The 26493-nt window shown below is 27.6% G+C and carries 32 protein-coding genes; 5 read left to right on the forward strand and 27 right to left on the reverse strand.

What is annotated here, in order from left to right; translation table 11 throughout:
- Positions 1-286 precede the first annotated feature (286 nt).
- Positions 287-1630: a tRNA (N6-isopentenyl adenosine(37)-C2)-methylthiotransferase MiaB gene (gene miaB, locus AC4FQV_RS04915; RefSeq protein WP_491138408.1), complete on the reverse strand. Its 1344-nt coding sequence runs from the start codon at positions 1628-1630 to the stop codon at positions 287-289.
- Between the two features lie 177 nt (positions 1631-1807).
- Positions 1808-2788, reverse strand: coding sequence for a linear amide C-N hydrolase (locus AC4FQV_RS04920; RefSeq protein WP_491164755.1), 981 nt, complete (start codon positions 2786-2788; stop codon positions 1808-1810).
- A gap of 328 nt (positions 2789-3116) precedes the next feature.
- Here AC4FQV_RS04920 and AC4FQV_RS04925 point away from each other — a divergent pair, with 328 nt between their 5' ends.
- On the forward strand, positions 3117-3509 hold the full coding sequence (locus AC4FQV_RS04925) for a DUF5684 domain-containing protein (protein ID WP_491138405.1): 393 nt from the start codon (positions 3117-3119) through the stop codon (positions 3507-3509).
- Positions 3510-3547: 38 nt separating this feature from the next.
- On the opposite strand, the gene AC4FQV_RS04930 is transcribed toward AC4FQV_RS04925, so the two are convergent.
- Positions 3548-4120 carry a hypothetical protein gene (locus tag AC4FQV_RS04930; protein WP_491138403.1) on the reverse strand — a complete coding sequence of 191 codons (573 nt, stop codon included), beginning with the start codon at positions 4118-4120 and terminating at the stop codon, positions 3548-3550.
- A 136-nt stretch (positions 4121-4256) separates the two neighbouring features.
- Between AC4FQV_RS04930 and AC4FQV_RS04935 the strand changes: the two genes are divergently transcribed.
- Positions 4257-4406: a hypothetical protein gene (locus AC4FQV_RS04935; protein WP_491138402.1), complete on the forward strand. Its 150-nt coding sequence runs from the start codon at positions 4257-4259 to the stop codon at positions 4404-4406.
- Positions 4407-4483: 77 nt separating this feature from the next.
- Here AC4FQV_RS04935 and AC4FQV_RS04940 read toward each other — a convergent pair whose 3' ends face one another.
- The 4 genes from AC4FQV_RS04940 to AC4FQV_RS04955 all read right to left on the reverse strand — a co-directional run bounded on the left by AC4FQV_RS04940 (position 4484) and on the right by AC4FQV_RS04955 (position 8226).
- Complete coding sequence (locus AC4FQV_RS04940; RefSeq protein WP_491138401.1) at positions 4484-5278, reverse strand: GNAT family N-acetyltransferase; 795 nt, start codon at positions 5276-5278, stop codon at positions 4484-4486.
- A gap of 106 nt (positions 5279-5384) precedes the next feature.
- Positions 5385-6233 carry a 4-hydroxy-3-methylbut-2-enyl diphosphate reductase gene (locus AC4FQV_RS04945; RefSeq protein WP_491138400.1) on the reverse strand — a complete coding sequence of 283 codons (849 nt, stop codon included), beginning with the start codon at positions 6231-6233 and terminating at the stop codon, positions 5385-5387.
- A 1-nt stretch (position 6234) separates the two neighbouring features.
- The gene (cmk, locus tag AC4FQV_RS04950; protein ID WP_491164758.1) at positions 6235-6888 is read right to left on the reverse strand and encodes a (d)CMP kinase; all 654 of its coding nucleotides are present in this window, start codon (positions 6886-6888) and stop codon (positions 6235-6237) included.
- 117 nt (positions 6889-7005) lie between these two features.
- Positions 7006-8226 (reverse strand): BaiN/RdsA family NAD(P)/FAD-dependent oxidoreductase, encoded by a 1221-nt coding sequence (locus AC4FQV_RS04955; protein ID WP_491138397.1) that lies wholly within the window; start codon positions 8224-8226, stop codon positions 7006-7008.
- Positions 8227-8429: 203 nt separating this feature from the next.
- Here AC4FQV_RS04955 and AC4FQV_RS04960 point away from each other — a divergent pair, with 203 nt between their 5' ends.
- Positions 8430-8579: a hypothetical protein gene (locus tag AC4FQV_RS04960; protein WP_491138396.1), complete on the forward strand. Its 150-nt coding sequence runs from the start codon at positions 8430-8432 to the stop codon at positions 8577-8579.
- 166 nt (positions 8580-8745) lie between these two features.
- On the opposite strand, the gene AC4FQV_RS04965 is transcribed toward AC4FQV_RS04960, so the two are convergent.
- Genes AC4FQV_RS04965 through AC4FQV_RS04975 form a run of 3 tightly spaced genes read right to left on the reverse strand, consistent with a single transcriptional unit; the run spans position 8746 to position 10917 of the window.
- Positions 8746-9621 (reverse strand): MurR/RpiR family transcriptional regulator, encoded by an 876-nt coding sequence (locus tag AC4FQV_RS04965; RefSeq protein ID WP_096515963.1) that lies wholly within the window; start codon positions 9619-9621, stop codon positions 8746-8748.
- A gap of 31 nt (positions 9622-9652) precedes the next feature.
- Positions 9653-10201: a tRNA 5-(aminomethyl)-2-thiouridylate-methyltransferase MnmM gene (gene mnmM / locus AC4FQV_RS04970; RefSeq protein WP_491164761.1), complete on the reverse strand. Its 549-nt coding sequence runs from the start codon at positions 10199-10201 to the stop codon at positions 9653-9655.
- Between the two features lie 5 nt (positions 10202-10206).
- Positions 10207-10917: a pseudouridine synthase gene (locus tag AC4FQV_RS04975; protein ID WP_491138394.1), complete on the reverse strand. Its 711-nt coding sequence runs from the start codon at positions 10915-10917 to the stop codon at positions 10207-10209.
- Positions 10918-11133: 216 nt separating this feature from the next.
- On the opposite strand from AC4FQV_RS04975, the gene AC4FQV_RS04980 reads away from it, so the two are divergent.
- Positions 11134-11952, forward strand: coding sequence for a TIM barrel protein (locus AC4FQV_RS04980; RefSeq protein ID WP_491138393.1), 819 nt, complete (start codon positions 11134-11136; stop codon positions 11950-11952).
- Between the two features lie 37 nt (positions 11953-11989).
- Here the strand turns inward: AC4FQV_RS04980 and AC4FQV_RS04985 are convergent, their stop codons facing one another.
- Positions 11990-12211 carry a hypothetical protein gene (locus AC4FQV_RS04985; RefSeq protein WP_491164764.1) on the reverse strand — a complete coding sequence of 74 codons (222 nt, stop codon included), beginning with the start codon at positions 12209-12211 and terminating at the stop codon, positions 11990-11992.
- Positions 12212-12334: 123 nt separating this feature from the next.
- On the opposite strand from AC4FQV_RS04985, the gene AC4FQV_RS04990 reads away from it, so the two are divergent.
- A complete protein-coding gene (locus AC4FQV_RS04990; RefSeq protein WP_491164767.1) occupies positions 12335-12724 on the forward strand; it encodes a PadR family transcriptional regulator in 390 nt (129 codons plus the stop codon).
- A 47-nt stretch (positions 12725-12771) separates the two neighbouring features.
- On the opposite strand, the gene AC4FQV_RS04995 is transcribed toward AC4FQV_RS04990, so the two are convergent.
- From AC4FQV_RS04995 to AC4FQV_RS05070, 16 genes are all read right to left on the reverse strand, one after another.
- Positions 12772-13587: an acetyl-CoA carboxylase carboxyltransferase subunit alpha gene (locus AC4FQV_RS04995; protein WP_491138389.1), complete on the reverse strand. Its 816-nt coding sequence runs from the start codon at positions 13585-13587 to the stop codon at positions 12772-12774.
- Positions 13580-14458 (reverse strand): acetyl-CoA carboxylase, carboxyltransferase subunit beta, encoded by an 879-nt coding sequence (gene accD, locus AC4FQV_RS05000; RefSeq protein WP_491138388.1) that lies wholly within the window; start codon positions 14456-14458, stop codon positions 13580-13582. Before accD ends, AC4FQV_RS04995 begins: the two co-directional genes overlap by 8 nt.
- Positions 14451-15803, reverse strand: a complete 1353-nt coding sequence (locus AC4FQV_RS05005; protein ID WP_491164770.1) for an acetyl-CoA carboxylase biotin carboxylase subunit — start codon at positions 15801-15803, stop codon at positions 14451-14453. Before AC4FQV_RS05005 ends, accD begins: the two co-directional genes overlap by 8 nt.
- Before the next feature lie 11 nt (positions 15804-15814).
- A complete protein-coding gene (gene fabZ / locus AC4FQV_RS05010) occupies positions 15815-16234 on the reverse strand; it encodes a 3-hydroxyacyl-ACP dehydratase FabZ (RefSeq protein WP_491138386.1) in 420 nt (139 codons plus the stop codon).
- 2 nt (positions 16235-16236) lie between these two features.
- Entirely contained in the window at positions 16237-16746 is a 510-nt protein-coding gene (gene accB, locus AC4FQV_RS05015; RefSeq protein WP_491138384.1) for an acetyl-CoA carboxylase biotin carboxyl carrier protein, read from the reverse strand.
- Between the two features lie 11 nt (positions 16747-16757).
- Positions 16758-17999, reverse strand: a complete 1242-nt coding sequence (gene fabF, locus AC4FQV_RS05020) for a beta-ketoacyl-ACP synthase II (protein WP_491138383.1) — start codon at positions 17997-17999, stop codon at positions 16758-16760.
- Positions 18000-18013: 14 nt separating this feature from the next.
- A complete protein-coding gene (gene fabG / locus AC4FQV_RS05025) occupies positions 18014-18754 on the reverse strand; it encodes a 3-oxoacyl-[acyl-carrier-protein] reductase (protein ID WP_491164772.1) in 741 nt (246 codons plus the stop codon).
- Positions 18755-18757: 3 nt separating this feature from the next.
- A complete protein-coding gene (gene fabD, locus AC4FQV_RS05030) occupies positions 18758-19702 on the reverse strand; it encodes an ACP S-malonyltransferase (RefSeq protein ID WP_491164775.1) in 945 nt (314 codons plus the stop codon).
- Positions 19703-19796: 94 nt separating this feature from the next.
- Complete coding sequence (locus tag AC4FQV_RS05035; RefSeq protein WP_491164777.1) at positions 19797-20771, reverse strand: beta-ketoacyl-ACP synthase III; 975 nt, start codon at positions 20769-20771, stop codon at positions 19797-19799.
- 1 nt (position 20772) lies between these two features.
- Entirely contained in the window at positions 20773-21237 is a 465-nt protein-coding gene (locus tag AC4FQV_RS05040) for a MarR family winged helix-turn-helix transcriptional regulator (protein WP_491138379.1), read from the reverse strand.
- Positions 21238-21404: 167 nt separating this feature from the next.
- Positions 21405-21905, reverse strand: a complete 501-nt coding sequence (locus tag AC4FQV_RS05045) for a deoxycytidylate deaminase (RefSeq protein ID WP_491138377.1) — start codon at positions 21903-21905, stop codon at positions 21405-21407.
- 81 nt (positions 21906-21986) lie between these two features.
- Positions 21987-22799, reverse strand: coding sequence for an RnfABCDGE type electron transport complex subunit B (locus AC4FQV_RS05050; RefSeq protein ID WP_491138376.1), 813 nt, complete (start codon positions 22797-22799; stop codon positions 21987-21989).
- Positions 22800-22817: 18 nt separating this feature from the next.
- Entirely contained in the window at positions 22818-23393 is a 576-nt protein-coding gene (locus AC4FQV_RS05055; RefSeq protein WP_491138374.1) for an electron transport complex protein RnfA, read from the reverse strand.
- Between the two features lie 27 nt (positions 23394-23420).
- Complete coding sequence (locus AC4FQV_RS05060; RefSeq protein ID WP_491138373.1) at positions 23421-24089, reverse strand: RnfABCDGE type electron transport complex subunit E; 669 nt, start codon at positions 24087-24089, stop codon at positions 23421-23423.
- Positions 24090-24101: 12 nt separating this feature from the next.
- Positions 24102-25136: an RnfABCDGE type electron transport complex subunit G gene (locus tag AC4FQV_RS05065; protein WP_491138371.1), complete on the reverse strand. Its 1035-nt coding sequence runs from the start codon at positions 25134-25136 to the stop codon at positions 24102-24104.
- Positions 25137-25339: 203 nt separating this feature from the next.
- On the reverse strand, positions 25340-26392 hold the full coding sequence (locus tag AC4FQV_RS05070; RefSeq protein WP_491138370.1) for an alanine racemase: 1053 nt from the start codon (positions 26390-26392) through the stop codon (positions 25340-25342).
- Positions 26393-26493 lie beyond the last annotated feature (101 nt).

Consider the following 26493-nt stretch of genomic DNA (forward strand, 5'->3'; position numbering starts at 1 on the left):
TTTAAAAAAAGCACTTTCATTTTAAAAGTTGCAAGAAAACTTTCAATAAAAAAATAATAAACTTTAAAGCATATTTAATAACGAATTATTTTAAGCAAAATTTAAATTATAATTCGACTATATTTAAATTTTATCTTACTATTTGTCTTATTCCTAAATAGTATATATTAATTTATAAATTTTTATCCTTTATATAAAATATAATTTATATTAAGTTACCTTTTATATATTATATAAAACTTATAATAAAAAAAGATATGTCTTAAATAAGACATATCTTTTTTTATTATTCTACTATTTCTCCTATTAATGAGAAAGGTTGTGCTCTTAAAATTTTTACATTTACTAAATTACCAACTAAATTAGCATCTCCTGGGAAGTTTACTAATTTACCATTTCTAGTTCTTCCAGTTAATTTAGTTTCATCATTTTTACTTGGTCCTTCTACAAGAACTTCTACAACTTTACCTTCATATTCTTTATTTTTTAAGATAACTTTTTTATTTATAGCTTCAACTAATCTGTTAAATCTATCATGTTTTATATCATCTGGAATTTGATTTTCCATTTTATCAGCTGGTGTATGATTTCTTCTTGAATATATAAATGTAAATGCTGAATCATATCCAACTTCTTCACAAAGGCTTAAAGTATCTAAAAAGTCCTCTTCAGTTTCCCCTGGGAATCCAATTATTATATCAGTTGTTAAAGTAACATCTGGTATTTCAGCCTTAATTTTTTTAACTAAGTCTAAATAATATTCTCTATCATAGTGTCTATTCATTTCTTTTAATATTCTTGATGAACCACTTTGAACAGGAAGATGTACTTGTTCACAAAGTTTATCGCATTCTTTTATAGCCATTATAACATCATCACTTAAATCCTTAGGATGAGATGTCATAAATCTAACTCTCTCTAAACCTTCAACTTCATTAACTTTTCTTAAAAGACCTGCAAAATCTATGTCTTCTTCTAAGCCTTTTCCATATGAATTTACGTTTTGGCCTAATAAAGTTACTTCTTTATATCCCTTAGATACTAAGTCTTCTATTTCCTTTATGATATCTTCAGATTTTCTACTTCTTTCTCTTCCTCTAACATAAGGAACTATGCAGTATGTACAGAAGTTGTTACATCCATACATGATAGTAACAAAAGCTTTAACATCACTTTTTCTATCTATAGGTAATCCTTCCACAATACCTTCTTCTTTGTTTAGTATCTCCTTAACTTGAACTCCCTCTTGAAGAACTCTATTTAAGTACTCAGGAAATTTGTGAGCGTTATGTGTTCCAAATATTATGTCAACGTAAGGGAAAGTTTTTAAGACTTTGTCTGCCATACCTACTTGTTGCATCATACATCCACAAATTGCTATTACTAAATTAGGATTTTTCTTTTTTAATTGTTTAAGTTGTCCAAGATTACCAAAAACCTTGTTTTCAGCATTTTCTCTTACACAACATGTATTAAAGATTATGATAGAAGCTTCATCTTTATTTTCAGTTCTTTCATATCCTTGAGATTTTAACATCCCTGATAGTTTTTCTGAATCTTCTTCATTCATCTGACATCCGTATGTAGAAATACAGAAAAGTTTTTTATCAATGTTATTTTCTAATGTCATTTCATTTCCTCCAATTTAAATTCTTATCTGTTGTATTATAGCATAAAATTTATTTTTATTAAAAGATAGATTTTTTAAATCTTGTTATATAAACTTAAAAGATTAACTTTCTTTAAATTTTGTAATAAAAAAATAAAAAGTCTTAAAAATAAGACTTTTATATGTAAAAATTATTTTTTAAATATCATAGGTTACAATATTACCTTCTTTTAAGTTTTCTAAAGAAAATTCTCTTGTATCTACAGTATTAAAAGTACGTAAATATAATTTACCTAAATTTTGGTCATATGCACACATATAACTTGAAAAATCTGAATAATTTTTATTTTCACAAAAACGTTCAACATCTTTAGGAACCCAAACAGAATTTAAAATACTAAAAACCCTTGCTGGTGCTTCCTTATCAGTAATTTCTCCTATAAGATTTCTTAAATAAGCTACACGCACAAATCTTGATGGGGAAGTATAATCTCCTGGTAAACCTAACATTCCTGAACCGTTTGAAATAGGAGCTAGAAAAGTCTTATTATTTAGCTTATCTCCTTCACTATTAACACCTTGAACTTCAATGTAATTTGATAAATTAGTCATATGCCAATCAAAAGCTGGGTCATTAGCAAGAACTCCTACATTGTTATCAGAAACAGTAAAATGACCATTATTTGTTGGTTCTAATACAACTGAATTTCCACTTTTATCTGTAAAGGTATAATGAGCAGTAATAGGATTTCCTTTTCCAAGGTCTCCTAAGGAAGGAATATCATCAGAAGTTACTACAACCTTATTTATATTTTCCTTTATCTCCTTAACACTTTCAAAATTACTTAAAATCCAAGTAACTATTTCACCACTATTAATAGGTATAAGCCCTTCTTTTTCTATATTCTCTTTTTTATCCCATGTACATCTTTTAAAAAATAAAAGTCCTCCAGCTAAGCCTTTTTCATTAACTCCATCAAAAAATAATGTAGAACCTGATAAATTTATTCCTAAAAAAGCATATTTAGTTTTCCAAGGAGTACTTTCAGTTTCTAAAGTGAAATTTTTAGGAACAATTGTTACCTTAGAATTAACCTCAAAAGGATTAAAGGGTGCATCTAAAGTTCTTCCCCAATAAAAATTATTATTAACACTTGAAATATTTATGTGAGTACACATTTTAATCATCTCCTAAAAATAATATTAAATTTATATTTTTAGAATATATATCAAAAGATTTATTGTCAATTTATCCTAAATTTACACATCTCTATTAAAATTTAAGATTTTTTTAACTTCTCTTAGAAAAGTACTAATTATCTAAAAAACTTTTTATTAATAATATATCATTTTTTTATTTTTATAAATTTAAAGTGCTTTAAATAAATATTATTAAATTTATAAAATAATTTATTTTAAGTCTTTATGTCTTTATTATTTAATATATTCATATCCTTTTAATTTTTTATTCAATTTATGATATAATCTTATAAAAAGGAGGGGTTTTATGTACTTTCATGAATTATATGATTATAACAACTTTGGGATTATAGTTGCTTTCATATTATATTTAATAAGAATTTATCCAAGTTATGTAATGGCAAAGAGAGCTAATTTGAAAAATTCTTGGTTAATGTTTATACCTGTACTTGGAGAATTTCAAATGCTACATTTAGCTGGATTATCTTATTTATGGGGAATACTTTACTTAATTCCTGGAATAAACTTTATTTTTTGTTTTATAGTTTTTTATAAGATTCTTAGAAATTTTGGCTTTGGTATTTTAATGACAATTTTAGGAATTATATTTTCCTTTATTGCCTTTTTAACTTTCTGGTACATAGTTTTAACAAACAGAAGATTTGTAGGAAATATTCCTTATGAGTATCAAGATTATTAATCTTTAATAAATAAAAAAACCTTTGGCAATGCCAAAGGTTATTTTATTATTTCAAATATATAATTTTTAAAATCTTCAAAAGACATTTTTTCAATTGAAGCTCCCTTATTAATTTTTCCAGTTGCAAAATCATAAGAAGCTGAACCATAGTTAAAAGCAGGACTAGAAACTATAAAATTACTTCCTGGAGTTCTATAAGTAACTTTACATTTTAATATATCTTCGCAAAAGTTTAATATATCTAAATAATCATCTAAATGTTTTTCAGAAAGCATTTTTACTATAAAAGAAAATAATTGATATCCCCCTAATAAAGGTTGCATTTTTCCACCATGCATATTAAATATCTTATCTGTACTGTAAAAATACTTCATATCTTTATAAGTTAAAGTTTTAAATTCACTATTTATTTCTAAATCTTCTAAATTTAATCCTTTTAAATCTTCCTCTATATTTTCCCACTTAATAGACTTTGGTGTTGCATTATTATGTACTGTTTGAGTAAATTTTTCTAAAGCATTATCCATGTATTTATTAACTGAAACAACTTCATTATTTATATAAACAGTAAACTCTCCATTTTCATATACTAAGCTAATTTTATTTTCCATAAAAAAGCACCTCATTCTTTAATTGATAATAATTATTATATAATAATAAAATAAATTTGTCTATATAAAATATTTAATCTTCCTTTAATAAGATTACAAAAAATTGATAATACTATTTAAAAGGAGGTGAAATTTTATGTACGATTTAAAAGAGGTAGAAAAAAATAATAATACTGAAGAAGGTTCAAGCTTAGAATTAAGCGATAGAGCTTACTATAGCAATCACTTAACAGATAGTGTATTTAAAACAAAGGTTTCCTATGTTCCAACAGATACACTTTTATAAAAAAATAAAACTTACCAATCTTTTTAAGAAGATTAAATCAATCATTTTAAAATAGATTAGTAAGTTTTATTTTTAGTTTATCCTAATAGTTCAAATATGTTCGTTCTTGAATACTCCTTAAATCCTAACTTTTTATAAAGATTTAAAGCTTTTAAGTTGTCCTCTTTAACTTTAATGTAAATTTCTTGTAATCCCTTTATTTTAGCTTGATTTAATATGTGTATAAGTAAGGCTTCCCCATAACCTTTGCCTCTAAATTCCTCTAAAATTCCAAAGTTTGCAATAGTATATTTATTTTTTAAAAGTAATACCTGACCATAGCCTATTATATTACTATCTTTTAATTCAAAAAAAGCTAAATCTTTTAAAAAAGCCTTTCTATTACACTCATATACAATATCTCTAGTTTTCAAAGGAATTCTATTTTCTTCATGGAAAATTTCATTTTGAATCTTACATCTAACCTCTTCATCTTGCCCTTTAATAAAGGGAGCAAACTCAAAATTTTCTTCATTATATTTATTAAAATCACAAATATTCATTTTTAACATTATATTAGAAGACCTCTTTTCAAACCCATAATTTTTCAAAGCGAATTCCTCATTTTCCTCTAATGTTTCATATATATATTTTTTTATATTAAAGTCAGAAAATACTTCTTTATCTTCAATACAATTTCTATCATTATCAATATTGATAATTCTTTTTATATAGGCATTAAAATTTGACACATATTTTATTTCCCATAACATACAAACTTTATTCTTATAAGTTACCTTTAAAAAATAATTTAAATAAAGGCGACTTAAGGATAAATTTAAAGTTTTTGCATATTTAAAATAATCCCACAACTTAAATCTAACTATATTCATACTACTACTCCTAAACTATGTCATATATTATAAGTATAAAACAATTTCCAGTTTAATACCAGTAGTATAAAGTAATTATAAATAAATTGTAGGACTATATTTAAAATTAAAGTTCTTTAACCTTAGTAATTACTTCATTTATTATCCAATCAGGGGTAGAAGCCCCAGCAGCAATTCCTATAGTTTTAAGATTTTCATCCTTTAATAAATTTTCATCTAATTCCTTAACATTTTCTATATGATAAGTTTTAGGACATTCCTTTTTACATATTTCATATAGTTTAGTTGTGTTTGAACTATTTTTTCCACCTATAACAAAAACTAAATCTGCTTCTTGTGAAAGTTCTTGTACACTCTTTTGTCTAACATCAGTAGCAGAACAAATAGTATTAAATGCAACTATTTCCTTACTTTTATCAACTATTTCTTGTAAAACTTTATTCCATGTTGCCTTTTTCTCAGTAGTTTGAGAAACAACACAAACTTTAGGAGGAATATTTTCAAGCTCTTTCTTACCATTTGTTATTATAGCAGAATCATTACACCATCCATTTATGCCTATTACCTCAGGATGATTTTCATCTCCTATAATTATTATTTTATATCCTTTTTCATAACATTTCTTAACCTTTAATTGAATATTAGTTACATAAGGACAAGTAGCATTTTTAACTATTAATCCTTTTTCTGTTAAATCATTTATTACACTTTCTTTAACACCATGAGACCTTATAAGTACAACATCACCTTTTTGTAAGGAATCAGCCTCTGAAAGGTCAATTGCAAAAATATTATTATCCTCTAAATAAGTAACTACATCATTATTATGAATTAAAGGTCCTAAAGTATAAATTTTTTTATTAAATTCTTTTTGATATTTTATAGCTTCATCAACTGCTCTTTTTACTCCAAAACAAAATCCAGCGTTTTTAGCTAAAATTACATTTCTCTCCATATTATCTCTCCATATAGCTAGATATCTTTTCAACTACTCCCATTATATCTATTCCAGTAGTATCAATTTCAATAGCATCCTCTGCCTTTCTTAAAGGATCTACTTCTCTATTAGAATCTAGGTAATCTCTCTTTATTATATCTTGTAATATTTCATCATAGTTAACTTCTACGCCTTTTTCCATAAGTTCTTTATATCTTCTATCCGCTCTTTCTTCAGGACTTGCAGTTAAGAAAAATTTAAATGTAGCATCCTTTAATACAACTGTTCCAATATCTCTTCCATCCATTATTACGCTATATTTTAAAGCCATCTTTCTCATAAGATTAACTAATCTCTCTCTAACTTCCCTTATTGAAGCATAAGCTGAAACATTTTTACTTATATTAGGCATAGTTATTAATGAATTTATATTTTCACCATTTAATATAAGTTCATCATTTTCAAAGTGCATATCCATTCCATCTATCATAACTAATAATTTATCAACTTCTAAAGCTGAAATATTATTTTCTAAGGCCTTTAAAGTAACAGCTCTATACATAGAGCCTGTGTTTATATACATTAAATTAAATTTTTCTCCTATTATTTTAGCAATAGTACTCTTTCCAGCTCCTGCTGGACCATCAATAGCAACTGTAATTATTTTATTCATAACTTTTAAGTCCTTTCTCCTAAAAACATCTTTAAAATATATACTCTATTTTAGTTTACTACAAAGCTTATTATAAACTAATAAACCTTTTATTAACTTTATTAGATAATTATAAATTTAAATTGATTTTCCTGCTAAATATCCTGTTGATAAGGCTATTTGAACATTAAATCCTCCTGTAAAGGCATCTACATCTATAACTTCTCCAGCAAAATAAAGATTATTAATGATTTTTGACTGCATAGTTGAAGGGTCTATTTCTTTAGTTGAGACTCCCCCCGCTGTAACAATAGCTTCCTTTATATCTCTTAATCCTTTTACTTCTAAAGTTAAATTTTTTAATAAATTTAATAATGTTTTTCTTTCCTCTTTAGTTATAGAGTTAACCTTTTTATTTTCATCTATATTAGATAATTCTATAATAATAGGTATAAGCTTCTTTGGTAAAAGTTCATCTAAAGAATTTTTAAAATCTTTATTTAAATTCTTTTTAAAATCCTTTTGAAGTCTTAAATCTAACTGCTTTTCTTCTAAAGCTGGTTTTAAATCTAAAGATATTTCAAACTTTTCTCCTTCTTTTATAAATCTGCTTCCACTTAAAACAAGAGGTCCTGATATTCCAAAGTGAGTAAATAGCATTTCTCCCTGTCCACTATAAACTATTTTAGAATTTTTTTTATTTCTTATTTTAAGTTCTATATTTCTAAGAGAGAGCCCTTGTAATTTATGAGCCCATTCATCCTTTATTTCTATAGGGACTAAAGATGGCTTAGGTTCTATTATAGTGTGTCCCATCTTTTTAGCCAAATCAAAACCTATTCCTGTAGAACCAGTTAAAGGATATGATTTTCCTCCTGTTGTTATTATAAAATAGTCTCCTTTAATAATTGAACCATTCTCTAAAATAACAGCATCTATTTTATTATTATTAAAAATAACATCTTTAACTTTACTATGTAATCTTAGGTCTACTCCCTCTTCCTTTAATTTTTTTGATAAACCACTTATTATATCCGAAGATTTATCTGAATTTGGGAATACTCTAGACCCTCTCTCTACTTTTAACTTAACTCCAGCATTTTCAAAAAAATTCATTACATCAATATTTGTGTATGTATATAATGCACTATATAAAAAGTGTGGATTTCCTGGTATAAAATCAAAAAATTCACTTATATCCCTAGCATTTGTTACATTACATCTTCCTTTACCTGTAATAAATAGTTTTTTTCCTATTCTCTCGTTTCCTTCTAAAAGAATAACATCATGATTTTCTGCTGCAGATATGGCTGCCATCATTCCAGCTGGACCAGCACCTATAACTATTACTTTAGCCAATTTATCAGCTCCTTAATTTAATTGAATCAAACTAATAATAAACTTTATTAAATACATTTGTCAACAAAGGTATAAGTAAAGATAAATATAAAATTTTAGTGTTTACAAGAAGAATAAGTTAAGTATTTACAATTTAACTAGATTTTTATTTTTAAAAATTTTATAATTTAATTAAGAGTTTATTAAGAAAGAAGATGTAGTTAATGAATTTCATAATTGGAAATCCTGCTTTAGGATTATTAGTATTAATAATAATATTTTTAAGTGTCTTTTTAGTATCAATTTTTATGTTATATAGTTTAAATAAGCCTAAATTTAAATTATTAATAAAATGGTTATTTAATATAGAATAAATTATAAGAGATATGATTTTAAAGCTAATTTCTTATGTTTATATAACTATAGAAACTTGTTATGTCCTTGATTTTTTATGTGATTTATAAAATTTAAGCTATACAAGAATATAACTTTATAATTTAAATTATTTAATAAAATTTATATCCTTTGTATAGCTTTTTGTTATGGTTCTATATTATTTTTATTGTATGAATATACGTTATAATCTTTCCATATTTTCTCTAGTTCACTAAATGTTGATGTTATTTTTTCTTTCTCTCTTATACCAACTGCTATTATTAAAGCATTTATTACACTTAAAGGTGCTACTAAGGAATCTACAAATGAAGCCATATTACTCTGGGCTATAAGTGTATGGTCAGATTGAGATGCTAAAGGTGAAATTAAACTATCTGTAATAGATACTATCTTAGCATTTCTTGTTTTAGCAAACTCTAAGGCATCTATTGTTTTTAGTGCATAACGAGGAAATCCTATTCCTATTACTAAATCTCCTTCTCCTAAATTAAGCATTTGTTCAAAGGTATCACTTATACCATTTGAAACAACTCTTACATTATCTAATATTAGATTTAAGTAAAAGCCTAAAAATTCTGCAAGGGCAGTAGAACTTCTAAGTCCTATTATATATATTCTTTTAGCTTTGAATATTTCATTTACAACTTCATCAAAGGTCTTATGATTTATTTTTTCTAAGGTTGCTCTTATATTTTCTATATCAGCCTTTAAAACACCCTTTAGAGCATTTTCTTCACTTATAAAGTCATTTGATAACTCTAATCTTTGAACAGAAGTTAACTTGTTTTTTATTAATTCCTGAAGTGCTTTTTGCAACTTTGGATATCCTGAAAATCCAAGCTCTGTGGCAAATCTAACAACTGTAGATTCACTAACACCAACATTATTTCCTAATTTAGCTGCTGTCATAAATGCAGCCTTATCATAATTTTTTAATATATATTCAGCTATAAGCTTTTGTCCTTTACTAAGCTTTGGAAACTTAACTTGAATTAATCTCATTAAATCTTGACTTTCCATTTTAAAAATCCTCTCTATAATTACTTAAATCTTATTTAAATTTCTTTTCAATAACAACTAAGGAAGGAGCACTTTTAGCTCTATTTATAAATTCACTATGTAAAACTCCATATTTGTTCTTAGGTAATTTACTTGTAAATTTAATAACTTCCTCTTTTTCTATCTTTCCTTCCTTATGTCCACTATAAAGGGCTATTATCATTATTCCATTATCACCTAATAAATCCAATCCTACTTCTATGCTTTTTAAAGTGCTATGTGAAACCGTAGTTATCTCCTTATTATTTCCAGGAAGATAGCCTAAATTGTAAACTATACAATTTACCTCTTCTTTTATATAATCTTTAAAATTCTCATGAGAATCTAAAATAACTTCAACATTTTCTTTATTTTTTAATTTATATGAATTTATTGCCTCTTCTTGTATATCAAAGGCATAAACTTTTTTAAAAATCTCACTTAAAAAATCACAATCATGGCCATTTCCTAAGGTAGCATCTATTGCTACACTTTTATTTTCTACGAAAGAATTTATTATATTATGATATATATTACTTACATCAGATACATATTTAAACATAATTATTATAGAGATTTTATATAATTCACCTCTGAATCACTTAAGTATCTCCATTCTCCTTTCTCTAAATTCTTTAAGGTTAACTCTCCAATGGCCTCTCTTTTTAAAGAAACTACCTCATGATTAAAACTTGAACACATTCTTCTTATTTGTCTATTTTTACCCTCATGAATAATTATCTTTACTTTACAGCTATTTGCATATTTTTCTAATAATTCTATTTCACACTCTGCTGTTTTATAATCTCCAATATCTACACCTTTTTTGAATTTATTCATTTCTTCCTCTGTAAAAATTCCTTTTACTAAAGCAATATATTCTTTATTTAAATTAACTCTTGGGTGTATTATTTTATTATAAATTTCTCCATCATTAGTTAATAAAAGTAACCCTGAACTATCGTAATCAAGTCTCCCTATAGGATATATTCTTTCATTAACTTTTACAATATCTAAAATAGTTTTTCTATTTTTTTCATCTTTGTTTGTTGTAACATACCCTTCAGGTTTGTTTAACATTATATAAAGCTTATTTTCCTCAGGGCTTATTACCTTATTATTAACCTTTACTATATCTATCTCTGGATTAATCTTACTTCCAAGAGAATCTATAATAACATCATTAACCTTTACTTTTCCACTGCAAATTATTTCTTCACACTTTCTTCTTGATGCTACTCCACACCTTGCCATGTATTTTTGCAATCTTTCTTCCATTTTTCACACTCCATATGATAGTTTCTATTAATAATTTTAAATAACTATAATATAAAATGCAATATTTATTTAGAATAATTGCATTTTTTCTGAAAAAAACTTGAAAATTTATATATAAATTAATAAATTTGATAGATTATAATTCATATTAAATAATAATTGCTCAATATTGAAGAATTCTTACTGTTTTGCTATACTTTATAAAGAGGTGATAAAATGGAAAAACTTTTATTCGGAATTTCTGGTTTACCCCTAGGTGAAGAAGGTCAAAAATTCAACTATGCAACAGGAATTGAATATTTAAAAAAAATTGGATTAGATGCAATGGAACTTCCCTTTGTAAGATCTGTTAACGTTACAGCTAAAAATAGAGATAAAATAATAGAAGCTAAAGAAAAAAATGATTTTTATCTTTCAGCTCACGGTTCTTATTTTATAAATTTAAATGCTGAAGAAGAGGAAAAAAAAGAAAAATCTATTGAAAGAATTCTAAAGGGAGCTGAAGCACTAAAAAGTGTCGGAGGTAGAAGCTTAGTATTTCATCCTGGCTTTTATTTAAAAGCCTCAAAGGAAGATACTTTAGAAGAAATAAAAAGAAATTTAAAAAAACTTCCCTATGAAGGAGTAGATTATAGATTAGAAACTACAGGAAAAGGAACACAATTTGGAAATTTAGAAGAACTAGTTAATATATGTAAAGAAGTTCCAAGTTGTAAATTATGCATTGATTTTTCTCACCTTCATGCTAGAGGAATTGGTGCCTTAAAAGAATATAAAGATTTTGCAGAGATTTTAGAATATGTAAAAAATAATTTAGGAGAAGAAGCTTTAGAAGATTTACATATTCATATGTCTGGAATACATTATACAGCTAAAGGTGAAAGAAATCACTTGCCCTTTTTAGAAAGTGATTTTAACTTTGTTGAATGTCTAAGAGCACTTAAGGATTATAAAGTAAAAGGATGTATAATATGCGAAAGCCCACTTTTAGAAAAAGATGCCCTTTTACTAAAAGAAACTTATGAAAAATTATAAGATAGGAAAAATTCCTATCTTATAATTTAATATTTATTTAAAACCAATTTCCTCCACAACTATCAAATCCTCCACTTAATAGTAGAAGCCATAGTAATGGAAAGCTATTATAATTTCCAAAGCCACAATTATTTAAATTCCCATAATTACAACATCTATTATAATTATTATAACTATTACAATTATTTCTATAATTATAAGGGTAATAATTTCCTTGGCAATAATTACAAGAATTATAGCTACAGCATTTTCTTGACATAATATACACCTCGTTTCTTCTGTATAGTACAGTATATTCAACAAATAATAATTTGTTAATTACTTTTTATAATAAATTGAGTTATACTTATAATATAAAATGTAATTAGGAGGTGATGTTTTTTTGGACAAAAGAACTCGTATGGTTGCACCAAGAAATATTATAAATGCAAAACAATTGTATTCTTTCTATGTATTAAAGGAACTTTCAAAAGGAAATGAAATTTTTGGAAACAAAGTCTTAGAAGCTTTTAGAGATGAGTTCTCTAGTGCTCCCCTTCCCTTTCCAGTATCATCTAGCACCATATATGATACCCTTTACGATTTAGAACAAAAGGGGCTAGTTACAAGTTATTGGATTGGTGATGACTTTATAAATAAAAGAACTAAAAAAATGTATAGAATAACAGATGAAGGTAAAGAATACTACAAACTTCATGTTGCTAATTATGTAGATGCTTTAAGAAAAAATAAGTCTATAATAGATATATTAATTAAAATGCTTACAAAATAAGCTTTTAATAAAAAACACATGAGATAAATCTCATGTGTTTTTTTATTTTATAAATTTTTTTCTACATTTCTATATTTATTATATCTCTCATCTAATAAGCTTTTTAAATCCTTACCTTTCATTTCAGATAAACTTTCCAAAATTACTTTTTTAATATTTTGAGCTGTTTTACTTGGATTTTTATGCGCTCCCCCTCTAGGTTCTTTTATAATTTTATCAATTATGTTAAAAGCTTTTAAATCCTGTGCAGTTATTTTCATAACATTTGCTGCTTCCTCAGCTCTTGAAGCATCTTTCCATAATATAGATGCAAATCCTTCAGGAGACAGTATAGAATATATAGAATGCTCTAGCATAAATACTTTATCTGCAACAGCTAAAGCTAAAGCACCTCCACTTCCACCTTCACCAATAATTATTGAAATTACAGGAACCTTTAATCCCATAATCTCTAATAAATTTTGAGCTATGGCTTGACCTTGTCCTCTCTCCTCAGCTCCTATACCACAAAAGGCACCTGGCGTATCTACAAAACATATTACAGGTCTTTTAAACTTTTCTGCTTGTTTCATAAGTCTTAAAGCTTTTCTATATCCTTCAGGATGAGGCATTCCAAAATTTCTTTTTATATTTTCTTTTGTGTTTTCACCTTTGCATATTCCTACTACAGTAAAACTTAAATTATTTAAAAGAGCTATTCCACCTATTACAGCTTTATCATCTCCATAGGTTCTATCACCATGAAGTTCTATAAATTCATCAAAAATTTCCTCTATATAAAATTTAGCATTAGGACGGTTAGGGTCTCTCGCAATTTTAACTTTATTCCATGCATCTAATGTTCTTATTAGTTCTCTACTCATAATTCACCTCATGCATTCTTAGAAGGGAAGTTATTATTTGTTTTAAATCTTTTCTTTGTACAATCTTATCTATAAATCCTTTTTCTAGCAAAAATTCTGCTGTTTGAAAATCATCTGGTAATTTTTCATTAATAGTCCCTTCTATTACTCTTCTTCCTGCAAAACCAACTAAACAACCTGGCTCACTTAATATAATATCACCTTCCATAGCAAAGCTTGCAGTTACTCCTCCAGTAGTTGGATTAGTTAATACAGTAATATATAATAAATTTTCACTACTATGTCTATAAATTGCTCCACTAATTTTAGCCATTTGCATAAGAGAATATATACCCTCTTGCATTCTTGCTCCACCAGAACAAGTAAATATTATTAAGGGTAATTTATTTTTAGTTGCATACTCTATAGCCCTTGTAATTTTTTCTCCTACAGCCGTTCCCATACTACCCATCATAAAATTAGAATCCATTACACAAAGAACTACTTTTCTTTGTGCAATATAAGCTTCTCCTGTTAAAACAGCTTCTTTTAAGTTACTCTTTTTTTGATATGCTCTTATTTTTTCTTCATACCCATTAAAATCTAAAGGATTTTTTCCAACTAGTTTTTTATCAAATTCTATAAAAGTATTTTCATCAACTAAATAGTTAATTCTCTCAATAGCACTTAACTTAAAATGATATCCACAACTAGGACATACATTAAAATTTTCCTTTAAATCTTCAGTATATAAAATTTCTCCACACTTTTCGCACTTACTCCACATACCAGAGGGTATATTAGGTTTATCTCCTTCTTTTAATTCTGAATCATTTAACTCAACAGAACTAACAGTTATATACTTTCTTTTGTTTAAAAAATTCTTAATCATACTTATTCACCAACTTTTCAGATAAAAATGAAGTAGTATAAGTACCCTTTTCAAACTCTTCATTTTCTAATATTAAAAAGTGATAATCTATATTAGTTGTTATACCATCTATAACAAATTCATCTAAAGCTCTCTTCATTTTAGCAATAGCTTCGTTACGGTCTTTTCCATGTACTATTAATTTCCCTATCATAGAATCATAGCAATAAGGAATTTTATATCCTGAGTAAATTGCTGTATCTAACCTAACACCAAAGCCTCCAGGAAAGTTAACATCTCTTATAAGACCTGGGCAAGGCATAAAGTTTTTACTAGGGTCCTCAGCATTTATTCTACACTCTATGGAATGACCTGTTATTTTAAAATCTTCTTGAGTTATATCTAATTTTTTGCCATAAGCGATTTTTATTTGTTCTTTAACTATGTCAACACCAGTTATCATTTCAGTTATTGGATGTTCAACCTGTATTCTTGTGTTCATTTCCATAAAATAAAATTCACCATTTTTATCACGCAAAAACTCAATAGTTCCAGCATTACTATAATTTACAGCCTTTGCTGCCTTAAGAGCTATTTCTCCTAATTTTTTTCTTTCTTCTTCAGTTAAAATAGCTGAAGGAGCCTCTTCTAAAACTTTTTGATTTTTTCTTTGAGCTGAACAATCTCTCTCAAAAAGTTGAACTGAATTTCCATACTTATCACATAATAATTGAACTTCTATATGTTTTGGACTTTCTATAAACTTTTCAATATATATTTTATCGTCTCCAAAATTTGCTAAAGCCTCTGATTTAGCAGTATTATAACTAGAAATAAAGTCTAACTCATCATAAACTATTCTAATACCTTTTCCACCACCGCCTGATGAAGCTTTTACCATTACAGGAAATCCAATTTCTTTAGCTATTTTTAAAGCAGTCTCTTGGCTATCAATTTCACCTTCATACCCAGGAACAACAGGAACACCTGCTTTTTTCATTATCTCTCTTGCCATAGCCTTATTTCCCATACGCTCTATAGCTCTCCAGTTAGGACCAATAAATTCAATGTTGCACTCTTCGCACATTTTAGCAAATCTTGGATTCTCAGATAAAAATCCAAATCCTGGATGAATAGCTTCAGCTCCTGTTAAAACACAGGCACTTAAAATATTTTGAATATTTAAATAGCTCTCTTTAGAATTCCACGGTCCTATGCAAACAGACTCATCAGCTAACTGAACATGCAGTGCATCTTTATCTATTTCTGAATAAACCGCAACAGTAAGAATACCTAATTCTCTACAAGCTCTAATTATTCTAACAGCTATTTCACCTCTATTTGCTATTAATACTTTCTTAAACATAATTAAATCACCTAACCTATTGCAAACATAATTTCTCCAGAACAAGCGATTTTTCCATCAACAGTAGCCTTCGCTTTACCAAATCCAATACTTCCTCTTAATTTAATTATTTCAACTTCAAGTTTTAAAGTATCTCCTGGTAAAACTTGTTTTTTAAATCTTACCTTATCTATTCCAGCAAAGAAAGGAGTTTTACCTTTAAATTCTTCTTTGTTTAAAAGAGCTATAGCACCAGCTTGTGCTAAGGCTTCCACAATTAAAACTCCTGGCATTACTGGATATTCAGGAAAATGTCCTTGAAAAAAAGGTTCATTTATAGTTACATTCTTATATGCAACTACCTTTGTATCTGTTATTTCCTCAACTTTATCAACTAATAAAAAAGGATATCTATGAGGTAATATTTTTTTAATTTCATTTATATTCATCATAACTAAGCTCTCCTAATCTTAAATAAAGGTTGACCATATTCAACCATATTACCATTTCTAACTAAAATGTCAACAATTTCTCCAGCTTCTTCACTTTCAATTTCGTTCATAAGTTTCATGGCTTCAATTATACATAAAGTATCTCCCTTAGAAACTTTACTTCCTATAGAGACATAACTTTCCTCTCCAACCCCTGGTGATTCATAAAATGTTCCAACCATTGGAGAAGTTACTATGTATAAGTCTTCTTCATCAATAATTTCTTCATTTGAATGTGAGCTAACTTCTTCTAACTCTGAAACAGATATAGTTTTTTCATCTAAATTTTCAAATTTCTCAATTTTTTCTATTTTATCTATTTCTTCTAGATTTGAAGCTTTATTCTCTTTAGATATACTTCTAGTTAAAGATTTATCCATTTTTATATATGAATTATCTAACTTAACTTCAAAATAAGCAATATTAGAAGAATCGATTTTATCTATAAGCTCTTTAATCTCCTTAAGATTCATAAATTCAACTCCTAATCCCACTTTTTAAATAATAATGAGGCATTATGTCCTCCAAAGCCTAAAGCATTATTAATAGCATATTTTAAATCTGCTTCTCTACCTTCATTAACAACATAATCTAAATCACAGTCTTCATCAGGAACTTTATATCCTATAGTAGGTGGAACAAATCCTTCTTCTAAAGCTTTAACACATATTACAGACTCTATAGCCCCTGCTGCACCTAGTAAGTGTCCTGTCATTGATTTAGTTGATGAAACTGGAATATCATATGCTTTTTCACCAAAACAACCCTTAATTGCTAAAGTTTCAAATTTATCATTTAAAGGAGTACTTGTTCCATGAGCGTTTATATAAGAAACTTCATTTTTATCAATTTTTCCTTCTTCTATAGCAGCTTCTATTGCTCTTCTTGCTCCATCTCCTTCTGGGTCTGGTGAAGTTATATGATATGCATCACAAGTTGCTCCATATCCTATTATTTCTCCGTAAATTTTAGCTCCTCTTTTCTTTGCACTCTCTAAGCTCTCTAATATTAGTATACCAGCTCCTTCTCCCATTACAAAACCAGCTCTCTCCTTATCAAAAGGAATTGATGCTCTTTTTGGATTATTTCCAGTATTTAAAGCTTTAAGATTAGTAAATCCAGCAATAGCTGCTCTTGTTATAGCAGCTTCTGAACCACCTGTTATTATTATATCTGAATATCCATGTTTTATATTTCTATAGGCTGCTCCTATAGAACTAACTCCTGTAGCACAAGCAGTAACTAAAGATTCACAAATTCCCTTTGCACCATATTTAATAGCTATATTACCTGCTACTAAATTTATTATTCCAGCAGGTATTGCAAAAGGTGATACTCTATTTGGACCTTTAGTTAATAATACATCAAACTGTGCTTCTAAAGTTCCATATCCTCCAATTCCAGAGCCAACTATAACTCCAACTCTATTAGGGTCTATATTACTATCTTTTAAGTCTAACTTAGCATCTTTCATAGCTTCTTCTGTTGCAGCTAAAGCAAAATGAGTAAATCTATCTAAACGTTTTGCTTCTTTTCTATCCATAAAATCTTCTGCTTTAAAATTTTTAACTTCTGCTGCAATTTTAACTTTATAATCACTAGCATCAAATAAAGTTATTTCATCAATTCCACAAAGACCCTTTTTTGAATTTTCCCAAAACTCCTTAACATTATTTCCAATAGGTGTTACAGCACCTAATCCAGTTATAACAACTCTGTTTTCCATATGCCTAAATCCTCCTACATTACCATTCCGCCATCTACATTTATGACTTGACCTGTTATATAATTTGCTTCATCTGAAGCTAAGAATTTTACTAAATTAGCAACATCCTCAGGATTTCCAAGTCTCTTAAGAGGAATATTTTTTGAAACCTCATCTTTAACCTTTTCTGATAAAGAAGCTGTCATATCTGTCTTTATAAATCCTGGTGCAACAGCATTTACAGTTATTCCTCTACTTCCTAATTCTCTAGCTAATGATTTAGTAAGTCCTATAACTCCAGCTTTTGATGCTGAATAATTTACTTGACCAGCATTTCCAGCAATACCTACAACTGATGTCATATTTATTATTTTACCAAACCTTTGTTTCAACATTATGGCAGAAGCATGTTTTGCACAATTAAATGTTCCTTTTAAATTAACTTCTATTACTTTATCAAAATCTTCTTCTTTCATTCTCATTATTAATGTATCTTTTGTTATACCAGCATTATTTACAAGTATATCTATTTTACCAAAAGTTTCTATACACTTCTCTATAAGATTTTTAGAATCTTCAAATTTACTTATATCTCCTTTTACAGTAAGAACCTTTACTCCCTTTTCTTCTAAAATAGTTTTTAATTCTTCTGCTTCATTATCAGAGCTTCTATAATTTATAACAACATTAGCTCCACACTCTGCTAACTTCAAGGCTATAGCTCTACCAATGCCTCTTGTTCCACCAGTTATTACTGCTACCTTATCTTTTAACATAAATTAAAGTACCTCCATATCTTTTAATTTTGATAATGTTTTTTCTAAAGACTTTAAATCCTCAACATTAAGTACTGTAACATTTTTATTTATTTTTTTCACAAAGCCACTTAAAGTTTTACCAGGACCTATTTCAATAAAAGTATCTACACCACTTTCAATCATCTTTTCTATATCATTTATAAATAATACAGGTTTTTTTACTTGAGAAGTTAAAAGTTCTATTATGTCATCATCCTCTAAATAGGCATCACCCTTTACGTTAGACATAACAGTTCCCTTTATTTTTCCTATAGGAATTTTCTTTAATTCATCTTCTAATTTTTCAGCTGCTGGCTGTAACATTGAACAATGAAATGGTGCTGAAACTGGAAGCTTTATAGCTCTTCCCCCTACTTCTTTAATAAATTCCATTGCTTTTTCTAAAGCAACTAACTCACCAGAAATTACTATTTGACCTGGTGAATTATAATTTGCACCTTCAACAACTCCATAAGATGAAGCTTTTTTTATAACTTCATCTACCTGCTCTGGTGTCATTCTTAAAACTGCTACCATGCCTCCAACACCTTCTGCAACAGCTTCTTGCATAAATTTCCCTCTTTTTTTTACTAGTTTAACTCCATCTTCAAAATTAATGGCTCCACTATGAATAAGAGCAGAATATTCTCCTAAACTTAATCCACAACTTATATCAGATTTAATTCCTAATTTATTTATTGCTTCAAGTATAGCCATATTTGTAGTTATTATTGCAGGTTGAGTAAATTCAGTTTTATTTAATAAACCCTTAGGGTCATTAAAACAAAGTTCTTCCATATCAATGCCTAAAGCATCACTACTTTTCTTAAAAACTTCTCTACTTTCTTCAAACTCGTCAAAAAACTCTTTTCCCATACCTATGTATTGGGCTCCTTGGCCTGCAAATAAAAATCCTAGTTTAGCCATTAAAAATACCTCCCAAAAATTAACTGATTAAAAATAAATATATCTATAATTATATTCTTATTTAGTATTATTTTCTATATTTTTGTTTTTCAAATTATAATTTGATTAGAGCAGCCCCCCAAGTAAGACCTCCTCCAAAGCCTACCATTATTATATTATCACCTTTTTTTAAATTACCACCCTCTATATATTCACAAAGAGCTATTGGTATACTAGCCCCAGAAGTGTTTCCATAATTTTGAAGGTTAACTATAAATTTCTCTTTTTCTATATCTAATTTCTTAGAAACGTAATCTATGATTCTTAAATTTGCTTGATGAGGAATTATAGCTTTTATATCATCTATTTTCATATTTTCTTTTTCTAAAATATCTAATATACTCTCTTCCATAACCTTTGTAGCAAACTTAAATATTTCTCTTCCATTCATACTTATATAATTTGAAGAAACATCTTTTCTTTCTTTAAAGGGACTATTTAAAGGTAATCCTTGTATCACCAAAGAATTCCCCTTAGAACCATCTGATTTTACCTCTACATGTTTTATTCCACAATCCTCCTCCGTAGCAGTTAAAACAGTTGCACCAGCACCATCACCAAAAAGAACACAGCTTCCTCTATCTTCCCAATTTAAAGCTTTTGATAAAGTTTCTGCTCCTATTATTAAGGCATTTTTAGCTTCTCCTGAAGATATTAATGATCTTCCTATTTTAAGAGCATATATAAATCCAGTACAAGCAGCATTTACATCAAAAGCCCAAGCCTTTTCAGCTCCTAATTTAGCTTGAACTATACAAGCTGTTGATGGAGTAAAATTATCTGGTGTTACAGTAGCTACTATTATTAAATCTATCTCCTCAGCTTTTAGCTTAGCATCTTTTAAAGCTCTTTTACTAGCCTCTACAGCTAAATCAGATGTATTTTCCTCTAGAGAAATGTATCTTCTTTCTATTCCAGTTCTAGTTCTAATCCACTCATCACTAGTTTCTAAAAATTCTTGTAACCTTTCATTTTCAATTAAATTTTTAGGTGTATATAGACCAAAGCCTATCATTTTAGCATTTTTCATATTAAATCTCCTTTGATTTCATAAGTTCTAGTTTCTTTTGAAAGAACTTATCTAACTTATCTAAAGAACTTATTAAAACCTCTTCTTCCCCAACACCTAGTTCCTCTAAAACATGGTCTATCATTTCTTCATGAAATTTTTCATGTACTTTATAAGCTAGAGTTCCTTTCTCAGTAAGTTCTATCATAACAACCCTTCTGTCTTCTTCTATTCTTCTTCTACTTACATAACCTTTTTTTATTAATTTGTTTATAGCAGTTGTTAAAGTACCTACAGTTATCTTAAGGTCTAAAGCTACCTCTGACATTGTCCTTGCCCTTTTTATCCCTATAGCTTCTATAGTATGCATCTCTGTTATAGATAAATCTTTAAAAGGTGAAGTTTTTAAAGCAAACTCCTCTATTCTTAAAATATTGTTAAATAATTTAACTAAAATATTATTTAATACTAATTCACTATCCTTCATGTTAAAATACTCTCCCTTACTCAAATCCTTAGATAAAAATCTAAATATTTTGAATATCAAACTAAATATTTTGATATTCAAAATATACTATATTCCCAAAAAATTGTCAACTATATATGAATTTTCTTTAAAATAAACCCCATAGTTTTAAACTATGGGGTGATATTTTAAACATCTTCTGGATTAAAGGATATTAATAAATTCTCTCTTTTACTGCCTAAGTATCTGTATTTTATATTTGCCTTATCAAACATGAATTTAGATGCCTTAACAATATCTGTATCTTTATATTTATCTGAAAGATATATAACTTCATTTATCCCTGATTGAATTATTGCTTTTGCACACTCATTACAAGGAAATAATGTAGCATATAATCTACAGCCCTTAATATTTTTCCCTATACTATTTAAAATAGCATTAAGCTCTGCATGACATGCATAAGGATATTTTGTTTCTAAAAAATCTCCTGTATTTCCCCAGGGAAGATCATCATCTGAGCACCCCTTTGGAAAACCATTATAGCCAATACCTACTATTTTATTATCATTATCAACTATACAGGCTCCAACTTGAGTGTTTGGATCCTTACTTCTTTTTGCACTAATTAAGGCAACTCCCATAAAATATTCATCCCATGAAATATAATCTTCTCTTTTGCTAATCATATTAACCTCCTAAATAGAAACTTAACATTTATTTTAAAGTTTTTTTATTTTTTTTCAAGTATTTTTAAATTTTCCTTTGATTTATTTTTTTAATATAATTGTTTTCTTAGGACATTTATTTAAGCATATTTCGCAAGAAGTACATTTTTCATAATCAATCTTTGCAAGATTATCAGAAACTTTAATTGCCTCACTAGGACAATTTTTTTCACAGATTTTACATCCTATGCATCCTACTGCACAATTTTTATTTGTAACTTTTCCTAAATCCTTAGAATTACAAGCAACTATTACCTTTTGCTCTTTACTTACTATTTCTATAAGATTTTGTGGACAAGCATTTACACAGGCTTTGCAAGAAACACATTTTGAAGAATCAATTCTTGCTATACCATTTTCAATAATTATTGCATCAAATTTACAAGCCTCTTTACAACTTCCTAAGCCAAAACAGCTAAAACTACAGCCCTCATATTCTTTATCCTTTAATAAATTTTTAGCCTCTACACAATTTTTAGCCTCTGAAAGATTAAAGTTAATCTTTTTATTTTCACAATTCCCCATGCATTTTACAAAAGCTACCTTTTCCTCTTTCTTATCTAAAGGCGTAATTTCTTTTCCTAAAATTTCTCCAATTTTAATAGATACATCATTTCCACCAACACCACAAAGTGTAGCACTAGCTCCTTCTTCAACTAAAGCGTTAGCATAGGCATCACACCCTGGGTATCCACAACCTCCACAATTTGCTCCAGGAAGAATTTCTCTTATCTTTATAATTCTTTCATCTAATTTAACTTCGAATTTTTTAGAGGCAAAACCTAAAACTATCCCAAAAATTAACCCTAAAATTCCTAAAACTAAAATTGAATAAAATATACTTGAAAAATCCACTTTAAAGTCCCTCCTTAATTATATAAGCCCTTGAAAGCCTAAAAAAGCTATTGACATAAGAGCTGCTGTAAATAAAGTTATTGGCAAGCCTCTAAAGCAAGGATGTATCTTTTCATTTCCATCAATTCTTTCTCTTAAAAAAGACATTAAAACTATAGCTAACATAAAGCCACCTGCTGCCCCTAAGGCATGAACTATAGACTGAAGGAAAGTATAGCCTTCTTCTACATTAGTAACTGCCATTCCTAAAACAGCACAATTTGTAGTTATTAATGGTAAAAATATTCCTAAAGCTTTATATAAAGCAGGACTATATTTTTTTACTACCATTTCTACAAATTGTACAAGAGCTGCTATAACTAAAACAAATACTATAGTCTTTAAATATGTTATATTTAATTTGTCTAAAACTAAATTATATACAATCCAAGAAATAACACTAGCTAAAACCATTACAAAGGTAACAGCAAGTCCCATTCCTACGGCAGCACTTCTCTTTTTAGATACTCCTATAAAAGAACAAATCCCTAAAAATTGAGATAAAACAAAATTATTAACTAACATAGCACCTATAAATATAAGAAATAATTCCATAAAATTCACCTCTTTACCATTTACAAATTAAGAACTTTTGCCACATCCAGAACAAGTACTACAATTATGTTCTAAACATTTAGCTTTTTCTCCATTTTTTCTAGCCTTTTTAATATTTCTATAATTTAAAAATGTCATTAAAGAACCTAAAGTTAAGAAGGCACCAGGTGCTAATATCATAATTGTAGCTGGTTTAAAACTCTCAGGTAATACTCTCTCTCCTAAGAAACTTCCAGCTCCTAAAAGTTCTCTAAAGGTTCCTATAGAAAATAAAGCTATAGTAAATCCTATTCCCATACCAAGTGCATCAAAAATTGAAGGTAAAACTTTATTTTTAGATGCATAAGCTTCTGCACGCCCTAAGATTACACAGTTAACAACTATAAGAGGTATAAAAATACCTAAGGATTTATATAAGGATTGAACATAAGCATTCATAAGCATATCAACTATAGTTACAAAAGATGCAATTATAACTATATATGCAGGAATTCTTATTTTACTTGGTATAAATTTTCTCAAAGCTGAAATTATCATATTAGAAAAAATTAAAACTACAGTAGTTGCAATTCCCATTCCTAAAGCATTTTCTACACTAGATGTTACTGCTAAGGTAGGGCACATAGCAAGAACTTGAACAAATATTGGATTTTCATTTATTATTCCATTTTTTAATCTTTCAAATAAAACTTTCACTATATTCCCCTCCTATTTTAAATTGCTATTATAAAAATTAATTATATTAGTAACACCTTTTATAACAGCCATAGAACTCTTTGTAGCTCCACTTATTGCATCAACATTAATAACTTCTCCATAAGTACTTAAATCAATTTCTTGAGTATTTTCTTTAACCTCAAGCTTATCTGAAACTGAAATTCCAACAAAGGAATTTAAGAAACTTTCCTCTTCTATTAAATCTCCTAAACCTGCTGTTTCATTGTGGTCTATTATTTGCAACCCTGTTATAATTCCATTATTTGAAATTCCAAGAGCAAATTTAATAGGTTTTTCCTCATACATTCCGAAAGCATTTCCTTCAATAGCATATCCTATTTCACTTCCATCTTTAGATATAATATAAACCTTATCTATTCCCTCTTGTAATGTAATGGTAAGTTCTTTCATTTCACCTTCTAAGTTTATTTTTGATAAATCTAAAACCTTTTCTTTTGATAAGTCTTCACCTAAAATATTTTCCTTATAAAAATCAATAGCTTCTCTAACCCCACTTAAAAGTGCATTTGAAGATATAGTAGCTCCTGTTATTCCTTGTATTTCTCCTTTAGAGCTAGCTGAGTTTTTAACAATTTTTATGTCATCATCAATAGCTAGCCCCTTAAATTTTTCATAAAAAGCTTTTTCTGAAACCTTAGCCCCTAATCCTGGTGTTTCTGCCTGTGCTAAAACTTTAACACCTGTTATTTCATTTTCTTTATTTATTGCAACTACCATATCTATAGGACCATTAAATCCCTTTGGTGAAACCTTTATTATATGTCCTTTATCCTCTTTGTTTTTACTTGCTTGAAAAACTTCCTGTATGTTTGATTCTTCACTCTTTTCAAAAGTAAAATCTTTTAGCTTGTTTGCCTCTGGTAAAATTTCTTTTAAATCCTCTGGACTTAATTTTGCATTTTGAGCAATAACCTCCTTTGTAAATTCATTAGCTACCCCTAAAAGTCCCCCTGAAAAAGAAGTTATTAAACAAAGTATAATTCCTAATTTTAGATTTTCTTTCATTAAAATTCCCTCCCTATAAACAATTTAAAAATCTAAAATCTTTAGTGTATTACTTTGAATTTATTTACCCTTATAAATTCTAACTTCCTTTGAATTAATCTTTTTTACTCTATATTAAAAGGTAGTTTATTAAAGCTTAAAATATTACAAAAAAATAAAAAAACATAAGGCTATATTTGTATAGCCTTATGTTTTTAAATCTTTTAATAAATATATCTTTTTTCTATACTTGAGTCAGCTATGATAGGAGAAAGTTCTATTTTCAAAAGTGAATCTTTTGTGCAGTTTTCCATAGAAATAATAGTTACATTCATATTAACTTTTCCTAAAATTTTAACAGGAACATTCTTATTAAAGATTAGACTTCTCTCTCTAAACCTTCTATAAACCATTCTAAACATATCATAAAAAACATTATTTTTTATTTCTCTGCTTACACCTAAGCCATGAACATTTCCACACTCTATAATTCCAATTTCCATATCTTTATCAGCCTTAAAAAGACAACCATAACCTACTGTTTGTCCTTTAGATATCCTATAAGTATTTACAGGCTTTGCATAATACTCATAACTTTTTTTAATACCTTTATTAAAACCTATATATCCATATAATACATTACCTGCTCTAGCCCCTGTAGTAAAATCACAAGCTTTTCTTAAATCATCATTTACAATAGCACTTGATGCCATACAATGTATAACTCTAACCTTATCTTTATACTTCTCAACAGTTGATTTAAAAAGTGCTATTTGCTTTAAAGTATAATCAACATCTTTAGCATTATGTAAATGTGTATATATACCATCTATTTTAATGTTCTTAAAATCCTTTTGTATTTTTTCTATAAAGGAATCTAGTCTATCAGGTTTTATTCCCATTCTATTCATTCCTGTATCTACATATATATGTACTCTTTTATTTATATTTTTATCTAACTCACTTAAAATTTCTTCATTATCTAAAGTTAAAATTAAGTTTTCTCTCTCATCATAAAAATCTTCCTTTGTGCATAAAGGAGACAAAATAAGAATATCTTTTTTTATTTCCTTTAAAGCTAGGCTTTCCTCTATATTTCCAACAGCTATTATATTTACCTTATTTTCTATAAATTTAGCAATATCTTTAAGACCTAATCCATAGGCATCTCCCTTTATAACTGCAATTAAATTTTTATCTCCAATTAAATCTTGTATTACCTTTATATTGTTTTCTATATTTTTTAAATTTACATCACACCAAAAATAATTACTCATTTTAAAATCCTCTTTCTAAATTGAAATTATCTTTTTATATAATAACATTTTTTTTAAAATATATAAATTATTAATTTTATTATAAAAAAAGACCTCTTACC

This window comes from Clostridium sp. TJA038 (assembly GCF_058310255.1).

What these genes read in the sequence shown, in the direction of transcription:
- fabD (WP_491164775.1), bottom strand. Translation starts at nt 19,702, where the DNA reads ATGGCTAAACTAGGATTTTTATTTGCAGGCCAAGGAGCCCAATACATA.
- AC4FQV_RS04960 (WP_491138396.1), top strand. Translation starts at nt 8,430, where the DNA reads ATGAATTTCATAATTGGAAATCCTGCTTTAGGATTATTAGTATTAATA.
- AC4FQV_RS04980 (WP_491138393.1), top strand. Translation starts at nt 11,134, where the DNA reads ATGGAAAAACTTTTATTCGGAATTTCTGGTTTACCCCTAGGTGAAGAA.
- fabZ (WP_491138386.1), bottom strand. Translation starts at nt 16,234, where the DNA reads ATGATGAATATAAATGAAATTAAAAAAATATTACCTCATAGATATCCT.
- AC4FQV_RS05040 (WP_491138379.1), bottom strand. Translation starts at nt 21,237, where the DNA reads ATGAAGGATAGTGAATTAGTATTAAATAATATTTTAGTTAAATTATTT.
- AC4FQV_RS05045 (WP_491138377.1), bottom strand. Translation starts at nt 21,905, where the DNA reads ATGATTAGCAAAAGAGAAGATTATATTTCATGGGATGAATATTTTATG.
- fabF (WP_491138383.1), bottom strand. Translation starts at nt 17,999, where the DNA reads ATGGAAAACAGAGTTGTTATAACTGGATTAGGTGCTGTAACACCTATT.
- AC4FQV_RS04935 (WP_491138402.1), top strand. Translation starts at nt 4,257, where the DNA reads ATGTACGATTTAAAAGAGGTAGAAAAAAATAATAATACTGAAGAAGGT.
- cmk (WP_491164758.1), bottom strand. Translation starts at nt 6,888, where the DNA reads ATGAATAAAATAATTACAGTTGCTATTGATGGTCCAGCAGGAGCTGGA.
- accD (WP_491138388.1), bottom strand. Translation starts at nt 14,458, where the DNA reads ATGATTAAGAATTTTTTAAACAAAAGAAAGTATATAACTGTTAGTTCT.
- AC4FQV_RS04940 (WP_491138401.1), bottom strand. Translation starts at nt 5,278, where the DNA reads ATGAATATAGTTAGATTTAAGTTGTGGGATTATTTTAAATATGCAAAA.
- AC4FQV_RS04945 (WP_491138400.1), bottom strand. Translation starts at nt 6,233, where the DNA reads ATGGAGAGAAATGTAATTTTAGCTAAAAACGCTGGATTTTGTTTTGGA.
- AC4FQV_RS04975 (WP_491138394.1), bottom strand. Translation starts at nt 10,917, where the DNA reads ATGGAAGAAAGATTGCAAAAATACATGGCAAGGTGTGGAGTAGCATCA.
- AC4FQV_RS05055 (WP_491138374.1), bottom strand. Translation starts at nt 23,393, where the DNA reads ATGGAATTATTTCTTATATTTATAGGTGCTATGTTAGTTAATAATTTT.
- miaB (WP_491138408.1), bottom strand. Translation starts at nt 1,630, where the DNA reads ATGACATTAGAAAATAACATTGATAAAAAACTTTTCTGTATTTCTACA.
- AC4FQV_RS05070 (WP_491138370.1), bottom strand. Translation starts at nt 26,392, where the DNA reads ATGAGTAATTATTTTTGGTGTGATGTAAATTTAAAAAATATAGAAAAC.
- fabG (WP_491164772.1), bottom strand. Translation starts at nt 18,754, where the DNA reads ATGTTAAAAGATAAGGTAGCAGTAATAACTGGTGGAACAAGAGGCATT.
- mnmM (WP_491164761.1), bottom strand. Translation starts at nt 10,201, where the DNA reads ATGTTTAAATATGTATCTGATGTAAGTAATATATATCATAATATAATA.
- AC4FQV_RS05005 (WP_491164770.1), bottom strand. Translation starts at nt 15,803, where the DNA reads ATGTTTAAGAAAGTATTAATAGCAAATAGAGGTGAAATAGCTGTTAGA.
- AC4FQV_RS04995 (WP_491138389.1), bottom strand. Translation starts at nt 13,587, where the DNA reads ATGAGTAGAGAACTAATAAGAACATTAGATGCATGGAATAAAGTTAAA.
- AC4FQV_RS04930 (WP_491138403.1), bottom strand. Translation starts at nt 4,120, where the DNA reads ATGGAAAATAAAATTAGCTTAGTATATGAAAATGGAGAGTTTACTGTT.
- AC4FQV_RS04920 (WP_491164755.1), bottom strand. Translation starts at nt 2,788, where the DNA reads ATGTGTACTCACATAAATATTTCAAGTGTTAATAATAATTTTTATTGG.
- AC4FQV_RS05035 (WP_491164777.1), bottom strand. Translation starts at nt 20,771, where the DNA reads ATGAAAAATGCTAAAATGATAGGCTTTGGTCTATATACACCTAAAAAT.
- AC4FQV_RS04985 (WP_491164764.1), bottom strand. Translation starts at nt 12,211, where the DNA reads ATGTCAAGAAAATGCTGTAGCTATAATTCTTGTAATTATTGCCAAGGA.
- accB (WP_491138384.1), bottom strand. Translation starts at nt 16,746, where the DNA reads ATGAATCTTAAGGAGATTAAAGAGCTTATAGATAAAATCGATTCTTCT.
- AC4FQV_RS05065 (WP_491138371.1), bottom strand. Translation starts at nt 25,136, where the DNA reads ATGAAAGAAAATCTAAAATTAGGAATTATACTTTGTTTAATAACTTCT.
- AC4FQV_RS04965 (WP_096515963.1), bottom strand. Translation starts at nt 9,621, where the DNA reads ATGGAAAGTCAAGATTTAATGAGATTAATTCAAGTTAAGTTTCCAAAG.
- AC4FQV_RS04925 (WP_491138405.1), top strand. Translation starts at nt 3,117, where the DNA reads ATGTACTTTCATGAATTATATGATTATAACAACTTTGGGATTATAGTT.